The organism is Knoellia locipacati, from assembly GCF_007992835.1.
Classification (GTDB): domain Bacteria; phylum Actinomycetota; class Actinomycetes; order Actinomycetales; family Dermatophilaceae; genus Knoellia; species Knoellia locipacati.
On sequence record NZ_BKBA01000010.1, the window covers coordinates 13,830 to 35,372 of the forward strand.

A 21,543-nucleotide genomic window follows, 5' to 3' on the forward strand; every position below is an offset into this window, starting at 1 on the left:
CCGATCCGCGATCGCATCCGCGGGCCGCAGGCCCGCACCGACCACTGATCCCAACACGTGTGGAGTGCCTGAAGTGAAGAGTGCCGTCGAGACCCTCAGCCCGACCCGGGTCAAGCTCATCGTGGAGGTGCCCTTCGACGAGCTGAAGCCCGACCTGGACAAGGCGTACCAGACGATCGGCAGCCAGATCCAGATCCCCGGCTTCCGCCAGGGCAAGGTCCCCGCGCGCATCATCGACCAGCGCGTCGGCCGTGGCGCCGTCGTGCAGGAGGCCGTCAACGAGGCCCTGCCGCGCTTCTTCGCCGAGGCTGTCGACGCCGAGGGCGTCAAGGCCATCGGCCAGCCCGAGGTCGACGTCACCGCCGTCCCGCTCGAGGACGGGCAGGACTTCGAGTTCACCGTCGAGACCGACGTGCGTCCCGAGATCGAGCTCCCCGAGCTCGAGGGCATCGCCGTCGAGGTCGACGAGGTCAAGGCCTCCGACGAGGACGTCGAGGAGCGGCTCACCGAGCTGCGCCAGCGCTTCGGCACCCTCTCGACCGTCGAGCGCGCCGTCGAGTCCGGCGACGTGCTCTCGATCGACCTCTCCGCCGTCATCGAGGGCGAGGAGATCGACAGCGTCGAGGGCGTCACCTACGAGGTCGGCTCCGGCAACATGCTCGAAGGCCTCGACGACGCCGTCACCGGCGCCAAGGCCGGCGACACGGTGACCTTCACCGCCCCGCTCGCCGGTGGCGACAAGGAGGGCCAGGACGCCGAGTGCACCGTCACCGTCCAGTCCGTCAAGGTCCGTGAGCTCCCCGAGCTCGACGACGACTTCGCCCAGCTCGCCTCGCAGTTCGACACCCTCGACGAGCTCCGCGAGGACGTCGTCAAGCAGGCCGAGCAGGCCAAGAAGTTCGAGCAGGGCGTCCAGGCCCGCGACAAGGTCCTCGAGCACCTCCTCGACTCGGTCGAGGTCCCCGTGCCCGACGGCATCGTCGAGGCCGAGGTCAACAGCCACCTCGAGGGCGAGGACCGCCTCGAGGACGACACGCACCGCGCCGAGGTCGACGAGAGCACCCGCAAGGCGCTCAAGGGCCAGTTCCTCCTCGACGCCCTCGCCGAGAAGCTCGAGATCTCGGTCGAGCAGCCCGAGCTCATCGAGTACCTCATCATGAGCGCGCAGCAGTACGGCATGGACCCGAACCAGTTCGCCCAGGCGATCGACCAGCAGGGCCAGGTGCCCGCCATGGTCCAGGAGGTCGCGCGTCGCAAGGCGCTCGCGGCCGTCCTCGAGAAGGCCGTCGTCACCGACACGGCCGGCAACTCGATCGACCTCAACGAGCTCGTGCCCCAGGCCGAGACGGTCGACCCCGAGCTCGAGGCCGACGACGACGAGGCCGCCGAGGTCGCCGAGGCCGAGACCGAGGAGACCGCGAAGGCCTGACGCCTTCGACGCAACCACGACGTATGCCGTGTGCCCACCGAGAGGTGGGCACACGGCATACGTGCTTCCCGGGGTCCGCAGGTTGCACTGCGCGCCGATCCGTGATGAGGGTGGGGGCATGAGCGACGACAAGCAGATCACCGTGTCCCGCACGATCGATGCTCCGGCCAGCGAGGTGTTCGACGTGCTGAGCAACCCGCAGCGCCACCAGGAGCTCGACGGCTCGGGCTTCATCCGGTCCGTCGAGCAGGCCGACCGCATCCAGAAGGTCGGCGACGTGTTCACCATGAACATGTCCGGTCCCCACATGGGTGGCGACTACCAGACCGACAACCACGTCACCGGCTACGACACCAACTCCCTGCTGGCGTGGCAGACCACGCCGGCCGGCACCGACCCGCTGGGCTGGGAGTGGGTCTGGCGCCTCGAGCAGCAGGGGCCGGACCAGACCCTGGTGACCCACACCTACGACTGGTCCAAGGTCACCGACAAGGACGTCCTCCAGAAGGTGTCCTTCCCGCTCGTGAGCGAGCACCAGCTCGAGGAGACGCTCGGCCGGCTCGCCGAGGCCTCGTCAGGCTCCTGAGGCTCGCCGGGATCTCAGGGTCGCCGGGTTCCTCAGGGTCGCCGGGTTCCTCAGGCTCCTGAGGAGCCCGGCGCCCGGCCGGTCGAGTCCCCGACGCGCAACCGCACCTCGAACGGCGTGCTCGCCGGGGACTCGCCCGCCAGCGCGCGTCTGGTGAGGTCACCCAGGAGGCGCCCCTTGGCCTCGCCCGGCTGCTCGATCGTCGTGAGCCGGGTGTCGAGCCACGGCAGGTCGACGCCGTCGAAGCCCGTGACGGACACGTCCGCGGGTACGGCCAGTCCCAGTGCCCGAGCGGCACGGACGACCCCGGCGGCGAGCAGGTCGGACTGGGCCACGATGCCCGTCGGCCGGTGCTCGGGGTCGACGTCGAGCAGCAGGCGTGCCGCGGCCTCGCCCTCCGCCACGTCGGGGTGTTCGGCCTCGACGACCGGGCTGCCGTGGGGCGCCAGGTCGAGGAAGCCGAGGGCGCGTTCGCGCGAGTCCGGGTAAGTCGCAGCCTCGAGGTCGTCGACGTCGAGGGTGTGCGTGGGGCGGGGCGCGCCCAGCGGCATCGTCACGTGCGCCAGGCGGGTGTGACCGAGCTCGACGAGGTGCCGGGTCGCAGTGGCGGAGGCGCCGCGCTCGTCGATGACGACGTGGACGACCTCGTCGTGCACCGGCGCTCCTGCGCCGACCATGGGGATGTGCCGCGCCGTGAGGTGGTCGACGATCGGGCTGTCGCTCCGTCCGCAGAGCGGGAAGATCGCGGCATCGACGGCATGGGCCGCCAGCGGGTTGTCGGGGGAGTCCGCGTGGTCGGCAAGGAGCAGCATGCTCGTCCCCATGGCGTCGAGCTCCTGGGCGAGGCCGTCGAGCACGGCGAGGGCGAACGGGTCGCGGAAGGCGTGCAGCAGCCGGTCCTCGACGATCACTGCGACGGTCCCGGACCGGCCCTGGCGCAACGAGCTGGCGAGCGGGTCGGGCCCGGCGTAGCCGAGGTCGGATGCTGCGCCCCGGACCCGCTCGGCGGTGGCGTCGGCCACCGGTCCGCGGCCGCTGAAGACGAGCGACGCGGTGCTGATCGAGACGCCGGCCCGGTCGGCGACGTCGCGCAGCGTCACCTTGCGGGTTTGACGTGGGCGGCTCATGGGAGAGAGACTATCGAATCGATTCGACTCGATCGACCTCGACCCCGAACCTCCTTCCCTCCGCGCCGTCAGCGTCGTGATCGCAGCACCGACGGCGCGGTGGCCCGGCCACAGCTCCTAGGACCCGCTCCATGACCACCACCGCCCTGCCGCGCGAGCGCGTCGTCGCCGCCCGCACCGCCGTCTTCGTCGTCTTCGCCCTCGCAGGCATCGCCTTCGCCACGTGGGCGTCGCGGATCGCCGATGCCAAGGCCGGACTCGACCTCTCGGCAGGCCAGCTCGGTGCCACGCTCTTCGCGATGTCCGCGGGCTCGATGCTCGCCATGCCGTCGACGGGTCGCCTGGCCGAGAGGTTCGGCGTCGTGCCGACGATCCGTGTCGGCATGCTCATCGGGATCGTCGGCTTCGGGGTCGTCGGCGCCGGCGTCGACCTCGCCGAGTCCCGCCTCGTCGTGGCCGGCGGACTGTTCCTCATCGGCTCCGGGGTGGGCGTGTGGGACGTCGCGATGAACCTCGAGGGCGCCTCGGTCGAGCGGCTCCTCGGCAAGACCGTCATGCCGCAGTTCCACGCCGCCTTCAGCGGTGGCACGGTCGTGTCCGCCCTCGTCGGGTCGGGGATGTCCTGGGCCTCGGTCCCGCTCCTGCCGCACCTGCTGGGGTCCGCGCTCATCGTCACCGCCGGTGGGTTCGTGGCCATGCGCGCCTTCCTCCCGCGTGAGGTCGAGGCCTCCGAGCACGAGAAGGACAAGGCGGCCGAGGCGGACGCGCGCGCCGAGGACGCCGCGGGCGCAGGGTCGACCGCCGCTCCGGCACGCTCGGCGTGGCTCGAGCCCCGCACCCTCCTCATCGGCCTCGTCGTGCTCGTCGCGGCGTTCACCGAGGGCACCGCCAACGACTGGCTCGCCGTCGCCTTCGTCGAGGGGCACGACCTGCCCACCTGGGCCGGGGTGCTCGCCTTCGCGACGTTCCTGTCCTTCATGACCATCGGGCGCCTCCTCGGGACGCGCTGGCTCGACACCTACGGCCGCGTCCCCGTGCTGCGCGCGACGTTCGTGCTCGCGGTCCTCGGCTCGCTCCTCGTGATCTTCGGCAGCGACTGGATGGCCTTCGTCGGTGCCGCCGTGTGGGGTGTCGGCGTCTCGCTCGGGTTCCCCGTCGGGCTCAGCGCGAGTGCCGACGACGCCCGGCGCGCCCCGGCCCGCATGTCGGTCGTCGCGACCATCGGCTACTTCGCCTTCATCGCCGGCCCGCCGGCCCTGGGCTTCCTCGGCGACCACGTCGGCGTGCTCCGGAGCCTGCTCGCGGTCGGCACCATGGCGCTGCTCGTCCAGCTCATCCTCGAGAGCGTGCGCGAGCCCTCCCGGGTGGCGACGACCTCGGAAGCCGAGCCGGTGCGCGGCCCGGTCTGACCGGCATACGCCGTCGGTCCGGGCATTGTGCTCAGGGCGAACATCGCCCGGGGGCGGGAGTGTCCCGGCGGACACGCGCGTTAGGGTCAGCGAAAGGCACGACCCCACATCACGGCAGGAGCGACCAGCGTGAGCAGCAACGAGATCGTCGCAGCCGGTCCGGGCGACAAGCTCGGCCTCGACGACAGCATCTACAACCGCCTCCTCAAGGAGCGGATCATCTTCCTCGGCTCCGAGGTGCGCGACGAGAACGCCAACGCGATCTGCGCGCAGATGCTCCTCCTCGCCGCCGAGGACTCCGACAAGGACATCTGGCTCTACATCAACAGCCCCGGTGGCTCGGTGACCGCCGGCATGGCGATCTTCGACACCATGCAGTGGGTCCCCAACGACGTCGCCACGGTCGCGATGGGCATGGCCGCCTCGATGGGGCAGTTCCTGCTCTCCGCGGGCACCCCGGGCAAGCGCTACGCCACCCCGCACGCCCGCGTCATGATGCACCAGCCCTCGGGCGGCATCGGCGGCACCGCGTCCGACATCAAGATCCAGGCCGAGCAGCTGCTCCACATCAAGAAGCAGATGGCCGACCTCATCGCCGAGCACACCGGCCAGACGCCCGAGCAGATCGAGGCCGACTCCGACCGCGACCGCTGGTTCACGGCGAGCGAGGCCAAGGAGTACGGCTTCGTCGACCACGTGTTCTCGCGCGCCGACCAGGCCGGCAACACGTCCGACAACCCGGTCACCGACTGACCCGGCGACCAGGAGAGATACCAGACATGAACGCGAACTACCCGACCCGCACGAGCGGCCTCACGGTCCCCGGTCCGTCGAGCCGCTACATCCTGCCGCAGTTCGAGGAGCGCACCTCCTACGGCATGAAGCGGACCGACCCCTACACGAAGCTGTTCGAGGACCGCATCATCTTCCTCGGCGTCCAGGTCGACGACGCGTCGGCCGACGACGTCATCGCGCAGCTCATCGTGCTCGAGTCGCAGGACCCCGACCGCGACATCCTCATGTACATCAACAGCCCCGGTGGCTCGTTCACGGCCATGACGGCGATCTACGACACGATGCAGTACATCCGTCCCGACGTGCAGACGTTCGTCGTCGGCCAGGCGGCCTCGGCCGCCGCCGTCCTGCTCGGTGCCGGCGCCAAGGGCAAGCGCTACGCCCTGCCCAACGCCCGCGTGCTCATCCACCAGCCGGCGATCGAGGGCACGGGTGGCATGGCCTCCGACCTCGAGATCCACGCCAACGAGGTGCTGCGGATGCGCGAGTGGCTCGAGGACACCATCGCGCTGCACGCCGAGCGCGACGTCGAGCTCGTCCGCAAGGACATCGAGCGCGACAAGATCCTCTCGGCCGCGGCCGCCAAGGAGTACGGCCTCATCGACGAGGTGCTCGTCTCCCGCAAGGCGGCTCTCGAGAGCTGACCCTCTCGGTCCACACGCACACCATGTATGCCGTCCGCTCACCCGAGCGGACGGCATACCTGCGTTCTGGCTCCGTGACACCCGGCCCGGCCCCGGTTGTCGGGCCCATCGTGCGTCGTCGGGCCCAGATGTGGCCCCGACGTCGCGAGATGGTGGCGACAACCGCGTCCGGGTGCTCAGGCGCCCAGGTCGAACCACGCGCTGCGCCGCTCCGGGGTGATGCCGACCTGCGCGAGGATGGCGGCGAGGCGGTACTTCTGCACTGCCTCCGCCCACACCCACCGAGCCACGCGGGCCTGCCTGCGCAGCCGGTCTTCGCGCTTCTTCTCGGCCCAGACGACGCGCTCGACGTCCTGCGCGCTGCCACCGGGCGGGACGCGGTACTTGAGCCGGCCGTCGAACTCCCCGGCGACTCCCTTCCAGCCGAAGTCGGTGTCCCCGATGTGCCCCAGGTCGTCGTGGAAGGCCACCTGGAGCTCCGGACGGGGGAGCCGGAGCACGAACATCTGCACGCGCGAGAGGCTCTCTCCGTGCGACATGCTCCGACCGTCGGCGAGCTCTGCCACGAGACCAGCCGCACCACGTCCGTGACCGCGCGCGGGGATGGATGTCGCCTCGTCGAGCAGCTCGGCACGCGTGCAGAGGCCGTGGCGCAGCGCGTGGTCGGCGGCGGTGACGGCGTCGTGCAAGGTGCCGGTCCGGGCCAGGTCGACGACTGTGCGAGCCACGGAGGTCACGAGGAGACCGTCGACGTCAACGGGCTCGGCCTCGGTGCCGAGGAAGGGGCGCAGGACCGTGGCGCCGCTGACACCCCGGCGGGTGACGAGGTGGTGGACGTGGGTCGGCCACGGCGTGATGCGGGGGAGCCCCCAGAGTGCGGCGGCGGCCTCCCGGGCGAACACGAGCTCGCCGGGACCTCGACGCGTGAGCGCGGAGGCGTGCACGAGAGCGGCGTGCCGGTGGAGCGGGTCCATGGCCGCGAAGGCGTCCGCCCGGACCCAGACCCCGTGCCTCACCTGGTGCCACGCGCCACGGGTCGGCTCGATGCCGAGCCGCCGCAGGTCGGCCGCGAGGTGCAGGCACGTGGGGTCGAAGGCCGGGTGGGCCGGTGGTCCGAGCATCGACCCAGCGTGGCAGCGATCGCCCCCGGCGCCGTTGCGTCATCCACAGGCAGTGGGCTGTCGGGGGCTTCCTGCGTCGTCGGGTGGAGATCATGAGGCGACGACGCGAGATGGCCCCGACAACGCCACGGTGGGTGGTGAGGTGAGCGTTCAACCATCACTGGGGAGTGGCTTGCCGCCGCGCGTGGGCACCGTTCTGCCGAGAGCGGACAAGCGCGACTCACCCCGTGTCGGAGGCGTTGAATGGGTTGCGTCGACGCGCTCTCGAAGTAGTGTCGGTGACGTCGCAGCAGCCCGACCCCGGGTCGTGCCAGCGGCACCAGTCGTCAAGCGAAGGGACCGGACCCAGTGGCACGAGTCGGAGAGACCAGCGATCTGCTGAAGTGCTCCTTCTGCGGCAAGTCCCAGAAGCAGGTCAAGAAGCTCATCGCCGGACCCGCGGTCTACATCTGCGACGAGTGCATCGAGCTCTGCAACGAGATCATCGAGGAGGAGCTCGCCGAGTCCTCCGAGCTCGGTGGCCTCGACGAGCTGCCGAAGCCCAAGGAGATCTTCGACTTCCTGCAGCAGTACATCATCGGGCAGGACGTCGCCAAGAGGTCGCTGGCCGTCGCCGTCTACAACCACTACAAGCGGATCCAGGCGGGTGACGCGATCGGCAAGAAGGACGCCGACCACGTCGACATCTCCAAGTCCAACATCCTGCTCATCGGGCCGACCGGCTGCGGCAAGACCTACCTCGCGCAGACCCTCGCCAAGATGCTCAACGTCCCCTTCGCCATCGCCGACGCGACGGCCCTGACCGAGGCCGGCTACGTCGGTGAGGACGTCGAGAACATCCTCCTCAAGCTCATCCAGGCCGCCGACTACGACGTCAAGAAGGCCGAGACGGGCATCATCTACATCGACGAGGTCGACAAGATCGCCCGCAAGTCCGAGAACCCGAGCATCACGCGTGACGTGTCGGGTGAGGGCGTGCAGCAGGCGCTGCTCAAGATCCTCGAGGGCACGACGGCGAGCGTTCCGCCCCAGGGTGGTCGCAAGCACCCGCACCAGGAGTTCATCCAGATCGACACGACCAACGTGCTCTTCATCGTCGGCGGCGCCTTCGCCGGCCTCGAGAAGCTCATCGAGTCGCGCAACGGCAAGAAGGGCCTGGGCTTCGGCTCCGAGCTGCACACGCCCAAGGACCTCGCCGAGTCGATCCACGAGGTCATGCCCGAGGACCTCATGAAGTTCGGGCTCATCCCCGAGTTCATCGGCCGCCTCCCCGTCATCACGACGGTCACGCCGCTCGACACGAGCGCCCTGGTCCAGATCCTCACCGAGCCGCGCAACGCGCTCATCAAGCAGTACCAGAAGATGTTCCGCATCGACGGCGTCGAGCTCGAGTTCACCGACGAGGCCGTCGAGGCCGTCGCCGAGCAGGCTCTCGCCCGCGGCACCGGCGCCCGTGGTCTGCGCGCGATCATGGAGGAGGTCCTCCTCCCCGTGATGTTCGACGTGCCGAGCGACGACGAGATCACCAAGGTGGTCGTCACCGACGAGGTCGTCCGCAAGAACGTCCTGCCGACGGTCGTGCGCCGCGACGCCGGACCCAAGCGGCGCAAGCGCACCGCCTGAGCCCGTCGTCCCCGCACGGGGACGCGGACCCGGACGGCGAACGGCCACCGGCACGACCGGCCGAGGTGCCGGCCGTGTGCCCGGACCGCCGGCCTCACCGAGCGCGCGGTTCAGTGCTCCCGGCGCCGAGCCCGGAGCCTTGGCCTTCGGCGAGCGCGACTCAGCGCTCGCGGCGCTGCACCGGAGCCTTCGCGAGCGAGAGCCAGAGCGCCAGTCCGAGGAGCGCGAGTGCCGCCAGCGCGGCATACGTCGCCACCGGGTCCCCGCCGGGACGGGACGCCGTCTGCGACACGAGCAGCGCCCACACCGGGACCGAGAGCCCGAGGACGGCCAGCCCACGGCGCCCCCAGCGCTCGACGCTCGCACGGGGGACGGGCGCACTCTGCGGCAGCGTCGCCGCCAGTGCCGCCGCGAGGTGGATCGTCAGCAGCCCGCACGCCATGACGAGGGTGAGCACCCAGTCGCGCATCCCGTCGGGGACCGTGTTGCTCATGAGCCAGTGGAGACCGTGCAGGGTGATGAGCAGCGCCGTGATCCGCGACCCCGGGTCGAGGACGACGAAGGGCGTGAGGGCGGTGAGCAGGAGTGCGGCGACCACCGAGCCGAGCGGGCCCACCGTCACCGTGAGGATGGCGAGCCCGACCGACACGACCGCGATGACGGCACGCAGGACGTTCTGCGAGCGCGACCTCATCGGGTCACGACCCTGGGTGAGCGTCGCTGGCGGGCGATGTCGCGCATGACGAGGTCGAGGGTGCCGGGGCCGACCCACGGAACGATGGGTACGCCGCTGAGCCGGGTCCGCGACACCTCACGCGAGCGCTCGAGGAGCCGAAGCCTCCAGGCGAGGCGGGCCGTGGCCGACGCCGAGCGCTCCGGGACCAGCCCGGCGAGCTGCTCGTCGGTGAGGTCCCCGGTGGCCATGGTGCGCGGAAGCGTGTCGACGACGATCGTCGAGGTGCCGCGACGGGCCAGCTGAGCGGCGTGCGCGAGCACCTGGACCGAGACCGCCGGGGTGAGGAACACGACGAGGGTGCCGGCCGAGACGGGGTGCTGGAGCTGCCCGCGCAGCCGCTTCTCGTCGACGACGCCGCCGTCGGCGACCCGCACCCGGGCGAGGACGTCGAGGATGCGGCGCAGCTGGTTGGTGCCGAGTCCGGGAGCCAGACGGGGACTCTGGTGTGCCCCGAGCACCTGCACCCCCACACGGTCCCCGGCGCGCAGGTAGTGCTCCGCGACGGCCGCGGCGGCACGGACGCCGTTGTCGAGGCTGCTGCCCTCGCCCTCGAAGCCGGTGCTGCGGCCGAGGTCCTGCATGGCGTCGACGAGCAGGAGGATCTCGCTGTCCTCGTCGGCGTACGTCGTCGTGACGTGGAGCTCACCGGTGCGCACCGAGACCGGCCAGTGGATGCGACGGAGGCGGTCACCGAAGCGGAAGGCGCGCACGTCCGCGAGCTCGCTGCCGTCGCCCTGGTGCCGCGAGCGGCTCCGCCCGACGAGCCCGTCGGGGTCCGGAGCAGGGCTGCGGGCCGAGAACGCCTCGGGCAGCGGGACGGTCGGCACGAGGGGCGCGTGGACGGGCCCCGGCTCCCACACGTGCGCGCCGAACGCACTGCCCACGGCGCAGGTGGCCGGGCCGAGACGCCGCAGCCCCCACCGCATGCTCTGGCAGAAGACGTCGAGCCGCACGGGCCCACCCCGCACGTCACCCACGGTCACCGCCTGGCTCGTCGGGGTGTAGCGCGTGAACTCGGTCTCGGTGACCGCGAGCCCGACGTCCTCGACCCCCGGCCCGGGCTCGACGGAGGCGGTCCACGCCGTCGTCTGGCCCTCGCGCAGGACCGAGTGGCGCAGCCAGGCGTGCACGACCGGTGACACGGTGGGGCGTCGTACGTGCGCCCAGACGGCGACGACGGCGAGCGGCGTGCCCAGCGCGACGGCGTCGGGGCGACGCATCACCGCACCGATGCCGAGGAGCAGCAGGCTCACCACGATGGCGCGGGTGTGCGCTGGCGTGGGACGCCAGCGCGCCGAGAGGGCGGTGCCCCCGGGCACCTCCGCCACGGCGGTGCCGCCGGCCGGGGAGTCGCCGGCCACGGAGTCGCCGGCCACGGAGTCGGTGTCGCTCACGGCCCCTCGTACCCGGTGCGCCTCTCGCCCTCGGTCGGCGAGGGCGTCGGCACCGACGACAGGATCGCGCTGATGACGCTCTCGGCGGTGACGTCGTTGATCCACAGCTCCGGCCGCACCGTGACGCGGTGGTCCAGCGCGGCGTGCGCGACGGCCTTGACGTCCTCGGGGGTGACGTAGTCGCGGCCGCGGACCACGGCATACGCGCGGCTGGCGAGCATGAGCGCGAGCGAGCCGCGCGGAGAGGCCCCCAGGACGAGACTCGCGTGCGAGCGGGTCGCGGCGGCGAGCCGCACGCAGTAGCGGCCCACGCTCTCGTCGACGGTGACCGTCTCGACGGCCCGCTGCATCGCGACGAACCCGGGGGCGTCGGTGATCGCCGGGACGGTCTGCGCCTCCTGTCGGCGGTCGATGCGGCGGCGCAGGACCTCCCACTCGTCGGCCGCGCCGGGGTAGCCGAACGAGACCCGCAGCAGGAACCGGTCGAGCTGCGCCTCGGGGAGGGGATAGGTGCCTTCGTACTCGACCGGGTTGGCCGTCGCGAGGACGTGGAAGGGGCGATCGAGGGTGAACGTCTCGCCCTCGACGGTGATCTGCCCCTCCTGCATCGCCTCGAGCAGCGCGGCCTGCGTCTTGGGAGGGGTGCGGTTGATCTCGTCGGCGAGCAGCAGCTGCGTGAACAGCGGCCCGCGGCGGAAGACGAACTCGTGCGTGCGCTGGTCGTAGATGAACGCGCCAGTGAGGTCGCTGGGCAGCAGGTCGGGCGTGAACTGCGCCCGGGCGAAGTCGATGCCGAGCGCCTGCGCGAACGACCGCGCCGCGAGCGTCTTGCCGAGGCCGGGGAAGTCCTCCATGAGGACGTGACCGCCGGAGAGCAGACCCGCGAGGACGAGCTCGAGGCTCTCGCGCTTGCCGACGACGGCCCGCTCGACGGCCGACAGGATCTGGGCGGAGAGGTCGGCGACCTCACGCAGGGTGGGGGTGTCGCTCACTCAGTGCTCCTCGAGGGTGGTGATGAACGATGCGAGCTCGTCGGTGGTCACCGGGCGAGGTGTCGCGGAGGTCAGGTATGCCGTGAGCGCAGGTCCCAGCGCGGCTCGCGTGGCGTCGTCGGTCGGGGTGGGTGCCAGCCGCTGCGCGGTGAGGCTGGCCTCGGCGGCGGAGCGCACGAGCTCGCGGACGTCGGCCCGCGCCGCCTCGTCGCCGGTGAGCGCTGCGTCGATGGTGCGCGAGAGCGAGGTGACCCGTCGGTCGCTGCCACGGACGCGTTCGGGTGTGCCGCCGCTCGTCGTCCACTCGACCTCCCGGTGCGAGCGCAGCAGCCAGATCGCCAGCGCGGCGACGACGAGCAGGAGGCCCGTGGAGGCGAGGAGGAGCAGGGGTCGCTCGAGGACGGGGACCAGGCTCACCGCGAGGCCGAGCACGGCGGCGACCGCGACGGCGGTCGCGATCTCGTTGCCGCGCACGAGGTCGGCAAGGCGCTGACTCATCGCCGGGTCCCGCCCATGGCCTGCAGGGGGCGGGTGAGCTCCTCGCGCACCGTGCGCAGGGCCTCGCGGGCGGCACCCCGGTGCGCCTCGCCGATCGGGTGGACGGAGAAGCGGGCCTCACGGTAGAGCGCGGCGAGACGCTGGATGGACGGCCGGTCGACGTCGTAGCCCTCGAGCACCGCCGCGACGAGCTCGGTGGGTGTGCGCGCGAGGTCGTCGTCGATGCCGACCTCGAGGGCCGTCCGCTCGAGGGCGAGCCACGCGTTGATCACCGCCTCGCTCGAGGTGCCGCGGTCGAGCTCGGCCTCGCTCGCCCGGACGCCGGCGAGGAGCACGTCGGGCAGCACCGGCGCCTCGACGTCGTCCTTCGGGGTCACGGTGTCGCGGCGGAGGCGGCGCAGGACCGCCCGTGCCACGAGCAGCGCGACGACGAGGACGACGACGACGAGGAGGACCCGCAGGGTCCACGCCACGATCGACGCGATGAGCTCGTTGTCCTCGACACTCCTGACCCGGTCGGCGCCGGGGGTGCGCGCGTCACCGGTGTCGGGCTCGACGAGCTCCCCGAACTCGTTGTCGGTCGGTGGGCTCAGCCCCGGCGTCGTGAAGGCGGCGATCGGGCCCGCCACCGACACCCAGGCAGCGAGCAGCAGCGCGGCCGCGGTGCCTGCCGTCCATGCCCATTCGCGTCGCCCCATGTGACGTGAGCCTATGCCTCCGGGTCGCGTCCGGGACGGAGAATCCCCGCCGTCGGGGACGTGACCGGGGCCGGTGCCGAGCCGCGGGCGCACCCGCATGTGACGTGCCGGGGACACGCCGGAGAAGGGGGCTGGCGGAGTGGGGGCGGGAGCGGCGAGGATGGCGTCGTGGCCACCCCCTACCGACTTCGCGCCGGTGACACCGGCCCGGTCCAGCAGTCGCCGGTGACGTGCGGGTCGGCCTGCCTCACCGTCGCCCGGATGCTCGTCGACCCCGCCTTCGCGAGCTGGGTGCGGACCGGCAGCCCCAACCCGCCGGGGTCACCGGCGGGGGCGACCGAGGGTGAGCGGTTCGCGGCCTACGAGCGTGTCGTCATGCGACGCACCAACGGTCTGTTCGCGGGCCCGAGCCGGGTCAACCTGCCTTGGCCGCGCGCCCTGGGAACTCCGCCGTGGGGAGCCAAGCGCGAGCTCGAGTACGGCGCGGCGACGACCGGCACGCTCTACGACGTGGACGCCCTCCGCCCCCTGTCGGGGGCCAGCCTGCGCACCGCCTTCGAGCGCCTCCTCGACGTCGTCGCGGAGGGTGAGCCGGGGCTGCTCTACGTCGGGAGCACGACGCTGCCCCGCCACGTCGTGCTCGTCCTGCCCGGCGACGGGGACCGCATCCTCGACGTCTACGACCCCGGCACCGGACGCGTGGGGCACCTCCGGCGCGACACGCTCGTCGAGCACCGCCTCGGCCTCAGCGGCTGGGACGTGCCGTGGTTCGTCGTGCAGCCGACCGGGCACCGTCGCATCCGCTCGTGGGCGACCGAGCGGTCGATGGGCGGCGTGCGGGCCCCGTCGAACGCCTGACCCTCCCGGGGCGCGGCAGAGCGAAGGCGAGGAGCAGCCTCGGGCCGGTCAGGGCGTCGTCGGTGTCCCCGAGGTCACTGCTGGGGCTTGGGCTTCTCCACCGGGATGAGCTCGACGTCGCTCGCGCCCCAGGCGTCGGCCGGGACGAGGTCGAGCGAGCCGGTGATCTTGCCCGCGGCGCGCAGGTCGTCCTCGCCCGCGCGGACGTGTGCGAGCAGGTGCTCGGGACCGCCGAGGGTGATCCGTGCGACCTCGGCCCGCATCGACAGCTTGGCCTCGGACTTGCTCTTGCGGACCGTCGCGAGGGCCGAGCCGACGGCACCGAGCATGCCGGGGTCGACGCCGTCGTCGGCGGCGGCGACCTCGTCGGACGTCGGCCACGACGTCACGTGGACGGAGCCGTCGTGCCACCACGACCACGCCTCCTCGGTGACGTAGGGCAGGAACGGCGCGAGCAGCCGGAGCACGACGTCGAGCGCGATCCGCAGCGTCGCGCGGGCGGACGCCGCCTCGGCGTCACCCTGCGAGCCGTAGGCGCGGTCCTTGACGAGCTCGAGGTAGTCGTCGCAGAACGTCCAGAAGAACGTCTCGGTGACCTCGAGCGAGCGGGTGTAGTCCCACGACTCGAAACCGGCGGTGGCCTTCTCGACGACCTCGCGCAGACCGGCGAGCAGCGCCCGGTCGAGCGGGTTGGTCACCTGCGCGGCCAGGTCGCCGTCCACCTCACCGAACGAGAGCGCGAACTTCGAGGCGTTGAGGACCTTGATCGCCAGGCGGCGGCCGACCTTCATCTGGCCCACGTCGTAGGCGGCGTCGGTGCCGAGGCGACCCGAGGCCGCCCAGTAGCGCACGGCGTCGGCGGAGTGCTCGCGCAGGACGTCCTCGGGCGTGACGACGTTGCCCTTGGACTTGCTCATCTTCTTGCGGTCGGGGTCGAGGATCCAGCCGCTGATCGCCGCGTTGGTCCACGGCACCGTGCCGTGCTCGAAGTAGGCGCGCACGACCGTCGCGAAGAGCCAGGTGCGGATGATGTCGTGGCCCTGCGGACGCACGTCCATCGGGAAGACCTTGTCGAAGACGGGGTCGGTCGTCACCGAGCCGGACTCGTCGACGCTGCGCCAGCCCGCGGCGATCTGCGGCGAGAGCGACGAGGTCGCCCAGGTGTCGAGCACGTCGGGGTCGCCGGTGAAACCGCCGGCCTGGCCGCGCTGCGACTCGTCGTAGCCCTGGGGCGCCTGCGACACGGGGTCGATCGGCAGCGACTCCTCGGTCGGCACGATGGGGGAGTCCCACACCGGCTCGCCGTCGGCGTCGAGGGGGTACCAGACCGGGATCGGCACACCGAAGAAGCGCTGGCGCGACACGAGCCAGTCGCCGTTGAGGCCGGCCACCCAGTTGGCGTAGCGGGCCTGCATGAACGACGGGTGGAAGTCGATGGACTGGCCCTGCCCGATGAGCTTGCCGTTGAGGTCGGCGTCGCGGCCGCCGTTGCGGATGTACCACTGGCGCGAGGTGACGATCTCGAGCGGCTTCTCGCCACGCTCGTAGAAGTTGGCTTTGCGCTGGGTCGCCTTGGGCTCGCCGTCGAGGTCCCCGGTCTCGCGCAGCGCGGCGACGACGAGCTCGCGTGCCGAGTGCACGGTCTTGCCGGCGAGCTCGCCGAACAGCTCGGCGCCCGGTCCGCCGGCGATCCACTCCGGCGTCTCGGCCTGGATCCGTCCCTGGCGGGTGATGACCGACCGGGTCGGCAGCTGGAGCTCGCGCCACCAGATGACGTCGGTGAGGTCACCGAAGGTGCAGCACATGGCGATACCGGCGCCCTTGTCCATCTCGGCCATCGGGTGCGCCACCACTGGCACCTCGACCCCGAACAACGGTGACGTGACCGTGGAGCCGAACAGGCCGGCATACCGCTCGTCGTCCGGGTGGGCGATGAGAGCGACGACCGACGGGATGAGCTCGGGACGCGTCGTCTCGATGTGGATGGGTCCGTCGGCGCCGTGGAACGCGACGCGGTGGTAGGCGCCGGGGTAGTCGCGCGCCTCGAGCTCGGCCTGGGCGACGGCCGTCTGGAAGGTGACGTCCCACAGCCCGGGGGCCTCGGCCTGGTAGGCCTCGCCGCGGGCGAGGTTGCGCAGGAACGCCTGCTGCGCCGTCGCGCGGGAGTGGTCGTCGATGGTGCGGTAGGAGATGTCCCAGTCGAAGGACTGGCCGAGCCGGCGGAAGAGCGACTCGAACGCCTTCTCGTCCTCGACGGTCAGCTCGTCGCAGAGCTCGATGAAGTTCTGGCGCGAGATCGGCATCGCGTCGCCCGCGCGCAGGCTCTTGGCGTCGCCCCGGTGCGGCGGCTCGAACGTCGGGTCGTGGGGCAGCGAGGCGTCGCCGCGCACGCCGTAGTAGTTCTGGACGCGCTTCTCGGTGGGCAGGCCGTTGTCGTCCCAGCCGATCGGGTAGAAGACGTTGAAGCCGGCCATCCGCTTGTAGCGCGCCATGCAGTCGGTGTGCGTGTACGAGAACACGTGACCCATGTGCAGGCTGCCCGACGCGGTCGGCGGGGGAGTGTCGATCGAGAAGACCGCCGAGCGCGGCCCGGCGAGCGCCGCGTCACGGTCGAACGTGTAGGTCTGCTGCTCCGCCCATACCTGTCCCCACTTGTCCTCGAGGCCGTCCAGCGAGGGGCGCTCCGGAATCGTGGCAGCGCGAGACGAGGTGAGGTCAGCAGACATGAGCGGAATTCTCCCAGAACCTCACCTGTGCTCCCAACCGGGTTCCTCGGCCGCGGTATGCCGGCCCACCCAGAGCGTGGGACCCGCGCCCCCCGACCGCTGCCCGTGCGCCGTCGCGCGTGAGCGCGGACGTCTCAGGACCGTTGCGGTTGGCGCAGCATCCGGGCCATGCCGAGCCCGAGGACGGCCGCGCCGACACCGAGGAGGAGCCAGAGGACGGCGTTGCGGTCGGGTGCTCGCGGGTCCGGCGCCGGGGTGAGGTCGATGGTCGACACCGCGGGTGGGGGCGTCGGCCGGGCCACGCCACCGGGTGCCACCGGGCCGGCGACGGTGTCGTCGAGGACGGCGGTCATCGCCTCGTAGGGCTGGACGACCCCCCAGCCGGCGGCGTCGTTGCGCACGGTCCGGGACCCGCGGGACGCGGTCGCCTCGAGCCGGTGGGCGATGACGGCGGCCGAGGCCTGGGGGAACTTCTGTCGCAGGAGCGCCGCGGCCCCGGCGACGTAGGCGGTGGCATAGCTGCTCGACTGCTGCTCCTGCGAGAAGACGCAGTCGCCCCACGAGCGGAACGTGGAGATGACGTTGTCGCCCGGGGCCGACAGGTCGACCTGGGGCCCGCGGATGGAGTTGGCGGTGACGACGTCGGCGCCGTTGGTGGCGGCGACCCCGATCACTCCCGGGTAGGCGGCGGGGTAGCGCAGCCCGTCCTTGGCGTCGGCCGCCTGCTCGCGGTTGCCCCCGGACGCGACGACGATGACACCGGCCTTGACGGCGGCAGCGACGGCGCCGCGGACGTCGGCGCGGTTCGCGGTCGTCGAGAGGGAGAGGTTGATGACGTCGGCGCCGGCGGCCACCGCGTAGGCGATGCCCGGCGCCAGGTTGGCCGAGCGCTGCTGCTCCTCGTCGCCGCCGTCCTGCCCGCCCGTGATCTTGACGGGGAGGATCGTCGCCGCGGGGGCGATGCCGACCACGCCGGACTTCTCGCCGATGTCGCGCGCGGCGATGACGCCCGCGATCGCCGTGCCGTGACCGGACTCGTCGGTCGTGGCGGCGCCACCGACGAAGCTCTTGCCGGGCAGGACCGAACCCCGGGGGAAGTGGATGTTGTTGGCGGCGACCCCGGAGTCGACGACGGCCACGACCACGCCGGTGCCGGTGGACAGCGACCACGCGGTCGGGGCGCCGAGCCGGGCGACGGCCGGCGGCGCCTGCTGGACGAACCGGGTGACGCCCTCGGTGCACTCACGGGCCTCGGCCCGCGCCGACGGCGCAGCGACGGGTGCGACGAGGCTGCTCGCGACGAGGGCCAGCGCCCCCGTGGCGGTCACGACGCGGTGGTGCCTCACGACGCGGCGGCCACGGTGGTCTGGGCGGCCTCGACACTGAGCTCGGGTCCGGTGCGGAAGAGCTCGGACCAGGCCTGGGGCACGGGCGCGACGTCCTCGGGTCGGTAGCCGAGCCGCTGCAGCAGGTCGGGGGTCGAGCCGTCGATGGCGTAGGACGTGCCGGTCTGGTCGATGGCGAGCAGCGGTCCGGCGCTCAGCGACCCGGCACCCACGGCGCGGACCAGGGCCCCGGTGCCGAGGTCGACGGTCGTCTTGGTCCCGCTCGCCTGGGGGCGCACCGACGTCGACGTGGAGAGGTCGACCTTGGGCTGGTTGCCGCGCGACGTCGTGAGCGCGGCGCAGGGGGCCTCTGCGACGGGTGAGGGCAGGGACGTCGGCCACGCCGGGGGAGCCACGCGCTGCGGGCCAACCTTGAGCTGGGTGACCTGGGCCGGGGTGACCGGGAGGTCCTCGGTCGTGCTGCCCGAGCCGATCCGGTAGAGGGCGTGCGCCAGGTCGGGCAGCGGCTCGAGCTCACCGGCGGAGTTGACGAGGTAGCGACGTGCGGCCTGTCCGCTGTTGGCGACGGCGAGCACGGAGCCGACGGTGGCGCCGGGCGGGAGGCCGGGTGCGGGCTTGCCGAAGGTGGGCAGGCGCAGCGGCTCGAGGGCCGGGCCGAGCGCGAAGAGGTTGGTCCACACGGCCGGGGCGGCCTGCGGGGGCCTGCCGTCGAGACCGAGGGCGAGCGTCACGGCGGAGAGGTTGGCCGCCGCGACGGGGTAGCGCATCCCGCCGGCGATGACGAAGGTCTCCTTGCCGGTGGTGACCACGCTCGCCTCGTCGACCGCGGGAGCGCTCTTGGCCGAGGCGCCGACGGCGGTCGTCACCCCACCCTCGGTGCCGAGGCACGACACCCAGCCGCTGTTGGTCAGGGCGTCGGGGGGCGTGAGCGAGTCGGGCGCGCCGAGGATGCCGATGGTGGAGCCACGTTTCTGCTTGGCCAGCTTGTCGTCGGCGACGGTGATGACCTCGAAGCTGTTGGCCGGGATGAGCAGCCGGGCGCTCGTCGTGTTGAGGACGGGGTGCAGCGTCTCCTTGATGGAGATGTAGCGCGCGCCGCTGGTCTTGGCGATGACGAGCTTGTTGTCGCCCCAGTTCTGCGGCAGCGACCCCTTGAGCCACCCGAAGGCCATGCTGCCGATGACGAGGACGACGGTGAGCGCGAGACCGCCGATGACGGCCTTCATGGGTCGGTGCGGCTCGACCTCGCGGCCGCCGGGGCTGCCGCTGACGAAGGCCGTGGTGAGTCGGCGCTTGCTGAACGACTGGGCCTCGACGAGGTCCTTCTTGGTGGCCATCGGGCGCTCAGAGGAGACCGACGGCGAAGGCCGCCAGCGGGAAGAGGGCGACGAGGGCGACGCCCTCGATGGCGTCGGCGACCCGGCCGAGCTGGACCCGCGTGCGGGGCAGGACGAGCGCCAGGGCCACGACGACCGCGGCGGCGCCCGCGAGCCCCAGGGCCAGGAGTGGGCGCCAGTCGGGGTGGGTCTGGGCGGCCGAGACGGACGCGACGGCGAGCCCGGTGATGCCACCGATCATCGCGATGAGCACCGTGACCCGGGTGCGGCTGTGCCGGGTGCGAAGCAGCGTGGCGACGAAGCCGACGAAGGTGAGCATCGCGCCCGCGGCGCCGGCCGCGACGAGCTGCGGGGTGCAGAGGATCATCACCGCGGCGCTCGCGACACCCAGCGCGACGATGAGCTCGTGGCCGGCAGCCACCTGCCGGCGCACCTCGTCGCGCTCGACCTCGGGGACGTCCTCGAAGATCTCGAGGTCGGTCTTGGGCGGGTGCGTCGTGAGCCGACTGGTGGAGATGCCCACCCACGGCAGGACGTTGCCGACGAGGGCCGCGACGATGAACGTCGCGGCGGCGACGGTGGTGAGGCTCCAGCCGACGTAGTGGCTCAGCGCGCCGAGGGCGATCATCGCGATGCCGACGGCGGCAGTCGCAGCGACGAGGAGCTGGTGGCGCGTGACGGCCACGGCACCGAGGACACCGACGACGGCGACTCCGGCGCCGGCATACAGCAGGCCCTCGCCCCAGAGCGCGGCGTCCGGGACGGAGGCGAAACCCGAGACACCGGCATACACGACCGCGGTGAGCGCGAGCGCGACCGCAGCGGCGGGCTGCTTGCGCACGTGCGCGAGGACGGCGGCGGCGCCCACGAGGAGCAGGGCGCAGACGCCCGAGAGGGCGGCGATGAGGATGCCGCTGTCACGTGCGGTGAACAACGCGTATGCCGCGGCGAGGAAGAGGACGACCGACGCACCGACCGCGGTGCCCGCGCTGTTGGCCGCGGTCCACGGGGTGAACTGGGTCTCGACGAGGTCCGCGACCGCCTCGACCACGTCGTCGTAGACCTTGTCGCCATCGGCTCGGTTGGGCTCGAGGGCCAGGACCGAGCCGTCCTCGATGCCCTGTGCCGCAAGGCTTCTGTCGCTCTCGACGGGTGAGCCGTCGGCGCGCAGCAGTCGGTAGCCGAGGCTGGCGGAGTGGGGTTCGAGCACCCCCAGCTCGCGGGCGAGGTCCGGGATGATCTCGGCGACCGGGATCGACCCGGGGATGCCGAGGTCGGCGCGTCGGGTCCCCGACGACACGGACAGCCGAACGAGCGACGCAGCCGTGCTCTGGCTCACGAGTGATCCTCCCCGATGGTGCATGACTTCTGGACCCCGCGCCACGGCGCCGGACGACCCGAGCATAGACGGGGAGTTCTCCCCATTGGCCGAGGGCATTCGCCACCGTATGGTCTTCCCTGTCAGGACTTCGGGGGATCGACCAAGGCCGGGGTCCAACCACCATGAGTGGTCGGTAGGACCACCGCCAGGTCCCTGGGACCAGGAAGAGAAGGGAAGTGACATGGGAAGCCAGAACATCAAGGTCGGCGCAGGAGCCATCGGCAAGAGCGCCCAGATCGTGGATCAGGCACGGACGGACCTCAAGCAGAAGCTCAACACGCTGCAGGGGCAGATGGAGCAGGTGAAGGCGCACTGGGAGGGTGCCGGCGCCGGGGCGTTCCAGAACGTGCAGGTCGCGTGGACGACGCAGGCGAAGGACCTGGTCGACATCCTCGACCACTTCCGCGAGAACCTCACCAGCAACGACAAGCAGTACACGTCCGACGACCAGATGTCGTCCGACCTGCTCAGCAAGTACAGCTCGCAGATGGGGGGCAAGTGATGGGTGGCCAGAACATCAAGGTCGGCAGTGGCGGCCTCGACACGCTGATCGGCGACATGGTCAAGGGCGTCAACGACCTCAAGACCAAGGTCTCCGACATGGAGAGCGACCTCCGTCCGCACATGGGCGAGTGGGAAGCCGGCGCCAAGGGCGCCTTCGAAGAGGTCAAGAAGAAGTGGGGCACCGAGGTCCAGGACCTCAACGAGCTCCTTCTCGACATCAAGAAGGCCGTCGAGCAGTCCAAGGAGGCCTACCTCGCCGGTGAGCTCCGCAACAAGAACAGCTGGTCCTGACCACCAGGTCATGACGTGACCGTTCGTGCCGGCACCCCGACGCGGGGT

Annotated in this window: 20 protein-coding genes; 9 read left to right on the forward strand and 11 right to left on the reverse strand. The window is 71.8% G+C overall.

What is annotated here, in order from left to right:
- Positions 1 to 73: 73 nt before the first annotated feature.
- Positions 74 to 1,429: a trigger factor gene (tig, locus tag KLO01_RS13875; protein ID WP_147066173.1), complete on the forward strand. Its 1,356-nt coding sequence runs from the start codon at positions 74 to 76 to the stop codon at positions 1,427 to 1,429.
- Between the two features lie 118 nt (positions 1,430 to 1,547).
- Entirely contained in the window at positions 1,548 to 2,015 is a 468-nt protein-coding gene (locus KLO01_RS13880) for an SRPBCC family protein (RefSeq protein ID WP_147066175.1), read from the forward strand.
- A gap of 50 nt (positions 2,016 to 2,065) precedes the next feature.
- Here KLO01_RS13880 and KLO01_RS13885 read toward each other — a convergent pair whose 3' ends face one another.
- Entirely contained in the window at positions 2,066 to 3,142 is a 1,077-nt protein-coding gene (locus KLO01_RS13885; protein WP_246136225.1) for a LacI family DNA-binding transcriptional regulator, read from the reverse strand.
- 131 nt (positions 3,143 to 3,273) lie between these two features.
- Here KLO01_RS13885 and KLO01_RS13890 point away from each other — a divergent pair, with 131 nt between their 5' ends.
- The 3 genes from KLO01_RS13890 (at position 3,274) to KLO01_RS13900 (ending at position 5,990) form a co-directional block, all read left to right on the forward strand.
- Positions 3,274 to 4,551, forward strand: coding sequence for an MFS transporter (locus KLO01_RS13890; RefSeq protein WP_147066177.1), 1,278 nt, complete (start codon positions 3,274 to 3,276; stop codon positions 4,549 to 4,551).
- Positions 4,552 to 4,680: 129 nt separating this feature from the next.
- Positions 4,681 to 5,304, forward strand: coding sequence for an ATP-dependent Clp protease proteolytic subunit (locus KLO01_RS13895; protein ID WP_147066178.1), 624 nt, complete (start codon positions 4,681 to 4,683; stop codon positions 5,302 to 5,304).
- Positions 5,305 to 5,330: 26 nt separating this feature from the next.
- Entirely contained in the window at positions 5,331 to 5,990 is a 660-nt protein-coding gene (locus tag KLO01_RS13900; protein ID WP_147066180.1) for an ATP-dependent Clp protease proteolytic subunit, read from the forward strand.
- A 176-nt stretch (positions 5,991 to 6,166) separates the two neighbouring features.
- Here KLO01_RS13900 and KLO01_RS13905 read toward each other — a convergent pair whose 3' ends face one another.
- A complete protein-coding gene (locus KLO01_RS13905) occupies positions 6,167 to 7,111 on the reverse strand; it encodes a hypothetical protein (RefSeq protein WP_147066182.1) in 945 nt (314 codons plus the stop codon).
- Positions 7,112 to 7,459: 348 nt separating this feature from the next.
- Here KLO01_RS13905 and clpX point away from each other — a divergent pair, with 348 nt between their 5' ends.
- The gene (clpX, locus tag KLO01_RS13910) at positions 7,460 to 8,734 is read left to right on the forward strand and encodes an ATP-dependent Clp protease ATP-binding subunit ClpX (protein ID WP_147066184.1); all 1,275 of its coding nucleotides are present in this window, start codon (positions 7,460 to 7,462) and stop codon (positions 8,732 to 8,734) included.
- A 160-nt stretch (positions 8,735 to 8,894) separates the two neighbouring features.
- Here the strand turns inward: clpX and KLO01_RS13915 are convergent, their stop codons facing one another.
- Genes KLO01_RS13915 through KLO01_RS13935 form a run of 5 tightly spaced genes read right to left on the reverse strand, consistent with a single transcriptional unit; the run spans position 8,895 to position 13,052 of the window.
- Positions 8,895 to 9,428 (reverse strand): hypothetical protein, encoded by a 534-nt coding sequence (locus tag KLO01_RS13915; protein WP_147066186.1) that lies wholly within the window; start codon positions 9,426 to 9,428, stop codon positions 8,895 to 8,897.
- On the reverse strand, positions 9,425 to 10,864 hold the full coding sequence (locus tag KLO01_RS13920; RefSeq protein ID WP_147066188.1) for a DUF58 domain-containing protein: 1,440 nt from the start codon (positions 10,862 to 10,864) through the stop codon (positions 9,425 to 9,427). The genes KLO01_RS13915 and KLO01_RS13920 overlap by 4 nt, the downstream gene beginning before the upstream one ends.
- Positions 10,861 to 11,856: an AAA family ATPase gene (locus tag KLO01_RS13925; RefSeq protein WP_147066190.1), complete on the reverse strand. Its 996-nt coding sequence runs from the start codon at positions 11,854 to 11,856 to the stop codon at positions 10,861 to 10,863. The genes KLO01_RS13920 and KLO01_RS13925 overlap by 4 nt, the downstream gene beginning before the upstream one ends.
- On the reverse strand, positions 11,857 to 12,354 hold the full coding sequence (locus KLO01_RS13930; protein WP_147066192.1) for a hypothetical protein: 498 nt from the start codon (positions 12,352 to 12,354) through the stop codon (positions 11,857 to 11,859).
- A complete protein-coding gene (locus tag KLO01_RS13935; protein WP_186828066.1) occupies positions 12,351 to 13,052 on the reverse strand; it encodes a DUF4129 domain-containing protein in 702 nt (233 codons plus the stop codon). Before KLO01_RS13935 ends, KLO01_RS13930 begins: the two co-directional genes overlap by 4 nt.
- A gap of 168 nt (positions 13,053 to 13,220) precedes the next feature.
- Between KLO01_RS13935 and KLO01_RS13940 the strand changes: the two genes are divergently transcribed.
- Positions 13,221 to 13,910 (forward strand): hypothetical protein, encoded by a 690-nt coding sequence (locus tag KLO01_RS13940; RefSeq protein WP_246136226.1) that lies wholly within the window; start codon positions 13,221 to 13,223, stop codon positions 13,908 to 13,910.
- A gap of 74 nt (positions 13,911 to 13,984) precedes the next feature.
- Here KLO01_RS13940 and valS read toward each other — a convergent pair whose 3' ends face one another.
- The 4 genes from valS to eccD form a co-directional block, all read right to left on the reverse strand.
- A complete protein-coding gene (valS, locus tag KLO01_RS13945; protein ID WP_147066196.1) occupies positions 13,985 to 16,636 on the reverse strand; it encodes a valine--tRNA ligase in 2,652 nt (883 codons plus the stop codon).
- Positions 16,637 to 16,770: 134 nt separating this feature from the next.
- Positions 16,771 to 17,964, reverse strand: a complete 1,194-nt coding sequence (locus KLO01_RS13950) for a S8 family serine peptidase (protein ID WP_147066198.1) — start codon at positions 17,962 to 17,964, stop codon at positions 16,771 to 16,773.
- Positions 17,965 to 17,978: 14 nt separating this feature from the next.
- A complete protein-coding gene (eccB, locus tag KLO01_RS13955; protein WP_147066200.1) occupies positions 17,979 to 19,319 on the reverse strand; it encodes a type VII secretion protein EccB in 1,341 nt (446 codons plus the stop codon).
- Between the two features lie 7 nt (positions 19,320 to 19,326).
- Positions 19,327 to 20,658, reverse strand: a complete 1,332-nt coding sequence (eccD, locus tag KLO01_RS13960; protein WP_186828067.1) for a type VII secretion integral membrane protein EccD — start codon at positions 20,656 to 20,658, stop codon at positions 19,327 to 19,329.
- 223 nt (positions 20,659 to 20,881) lie between these two features.
- Here eccD and KLO01_RS17230 point away from each other — a divergent pair, with 223 nt between their 5' ends.
- Together KLO01_RS17230 and KLO01_RS13970 are read left to right on the forward strand one after the other, a co-directional pair.
- Positions 20,882 to 21,202 carry a WXG100 family type VII secretion target gene (locus tag KLO01_RS17230; RefSeq protein WP_186828068.1) on the forward strand — a complete coding sequence of 107 codons (321 nt, stop codon included), beginning with the start codon at positions 20,882 to 20,884 and terminating at the stop codon, positions 21,200 to 21,202.
- Complete coding sequence (locus KLO01_RS13970) at positions 21,202 to 21,495, forward strand: WXG100 family type VII secretion target (RefSeq protein WP_147066204.1); 294 nt, start codon at positions 21,202 to 21,204, stop codon at positions 21,493 to 21,495. The genes KLO01_RS17230 and KLO01_RS13970 overlap by 1 nt, the downstream gene beginning before the upstream one ends.
- Positions 21,496 to 21,543: the final 48 nt, after the last annotated feature.

Bases quoted from the DNA above. Each gene is read 5' to 3' on its own strand.
- KLO01_RS13880 (WP_147066175.1), top strand. From the start codon at position 1,548: ATGAGCGACGACAAGCAGATCACCGTGTCCCGCACGATCGATGCTCCG.
- KLO01_RS13885 (WP_246136225.1), bottom strand. From the start codon at position 3,142: ATGAGCCGCCCACGTCAAACCCGCAAGGTGACGCTGCGCGACGTCGCC.
- KLO01_RS13890 (WP_147066177.1), top strand. From the start codon at position 3,274: ATGACCACCACCGCCCTGCCGCGCGAGCGCGTCGTCGCCGCCCGCACC.
- KLO01_RS13900 (WP_147066180.1), top strand. From the start codon at position 5,331: ATGAACGCGAACTACCCGACCCGCACGAGCGGCCTCACGGTCCCCGGT.
- KLO01_RS13905 (WP_147066182.1), bottom strand. From the start codon at position 7,111: ATGCTCGGACCACCGGCCCACCCGGCCTTCGACCCCACGTGCCTGCAC.
- KLO01_RS13915 (WP_147066186.1), bottom strand. From the start codon at position 9,428: ATGAGGTCGCGCTCGCAGAACGTCCTGCGTGCCGTCATCGCGGTCGTG.
- KLO01_RS13930 (WP_147066192.1), bottom strand. From the start codon at position 12,354: ATGAGTCAGCGCCTTGCCGACCTCGTGCGCGGCAACGAGATCGCGACC.
- KLO01_RS13935 (WP_186828066.1), bottom strand. From the start codon at position 13,052: ATGGGGCGACGCGAATGGGCATGGACGGCAGGCACCGCGGCCGCGCTG.
- valS (WP_147066196.1), bottom strand. From the start codon at position 16,636: ATGTCTGCTGACCTCACCTCGTCTCGCGCTGCCACGATTCCGGAGCGC.
- eccB (WP_147066200.1), bottom strand. From the start codon at position 19,319: ATGGCCACCAAGAAGGACCTCGTCGAGGCCCAGTCGTTCAGCAAGCGC.
- KLO01_RS17230 (WP_186828068.1), top strand. From the start codon at position 20,882: ATGGGAAGCCAGAACATCAAGGTCGGCGCAGGAGCCATCGGCAAGAGC.
- KLO01_RS13970 (WP_147066204.1), top strand. From the start codon at position 21,202: ATGGGTGGCCAGAACATCAAGGTCGGCAGTGGCGGCCTCGACACGCTG.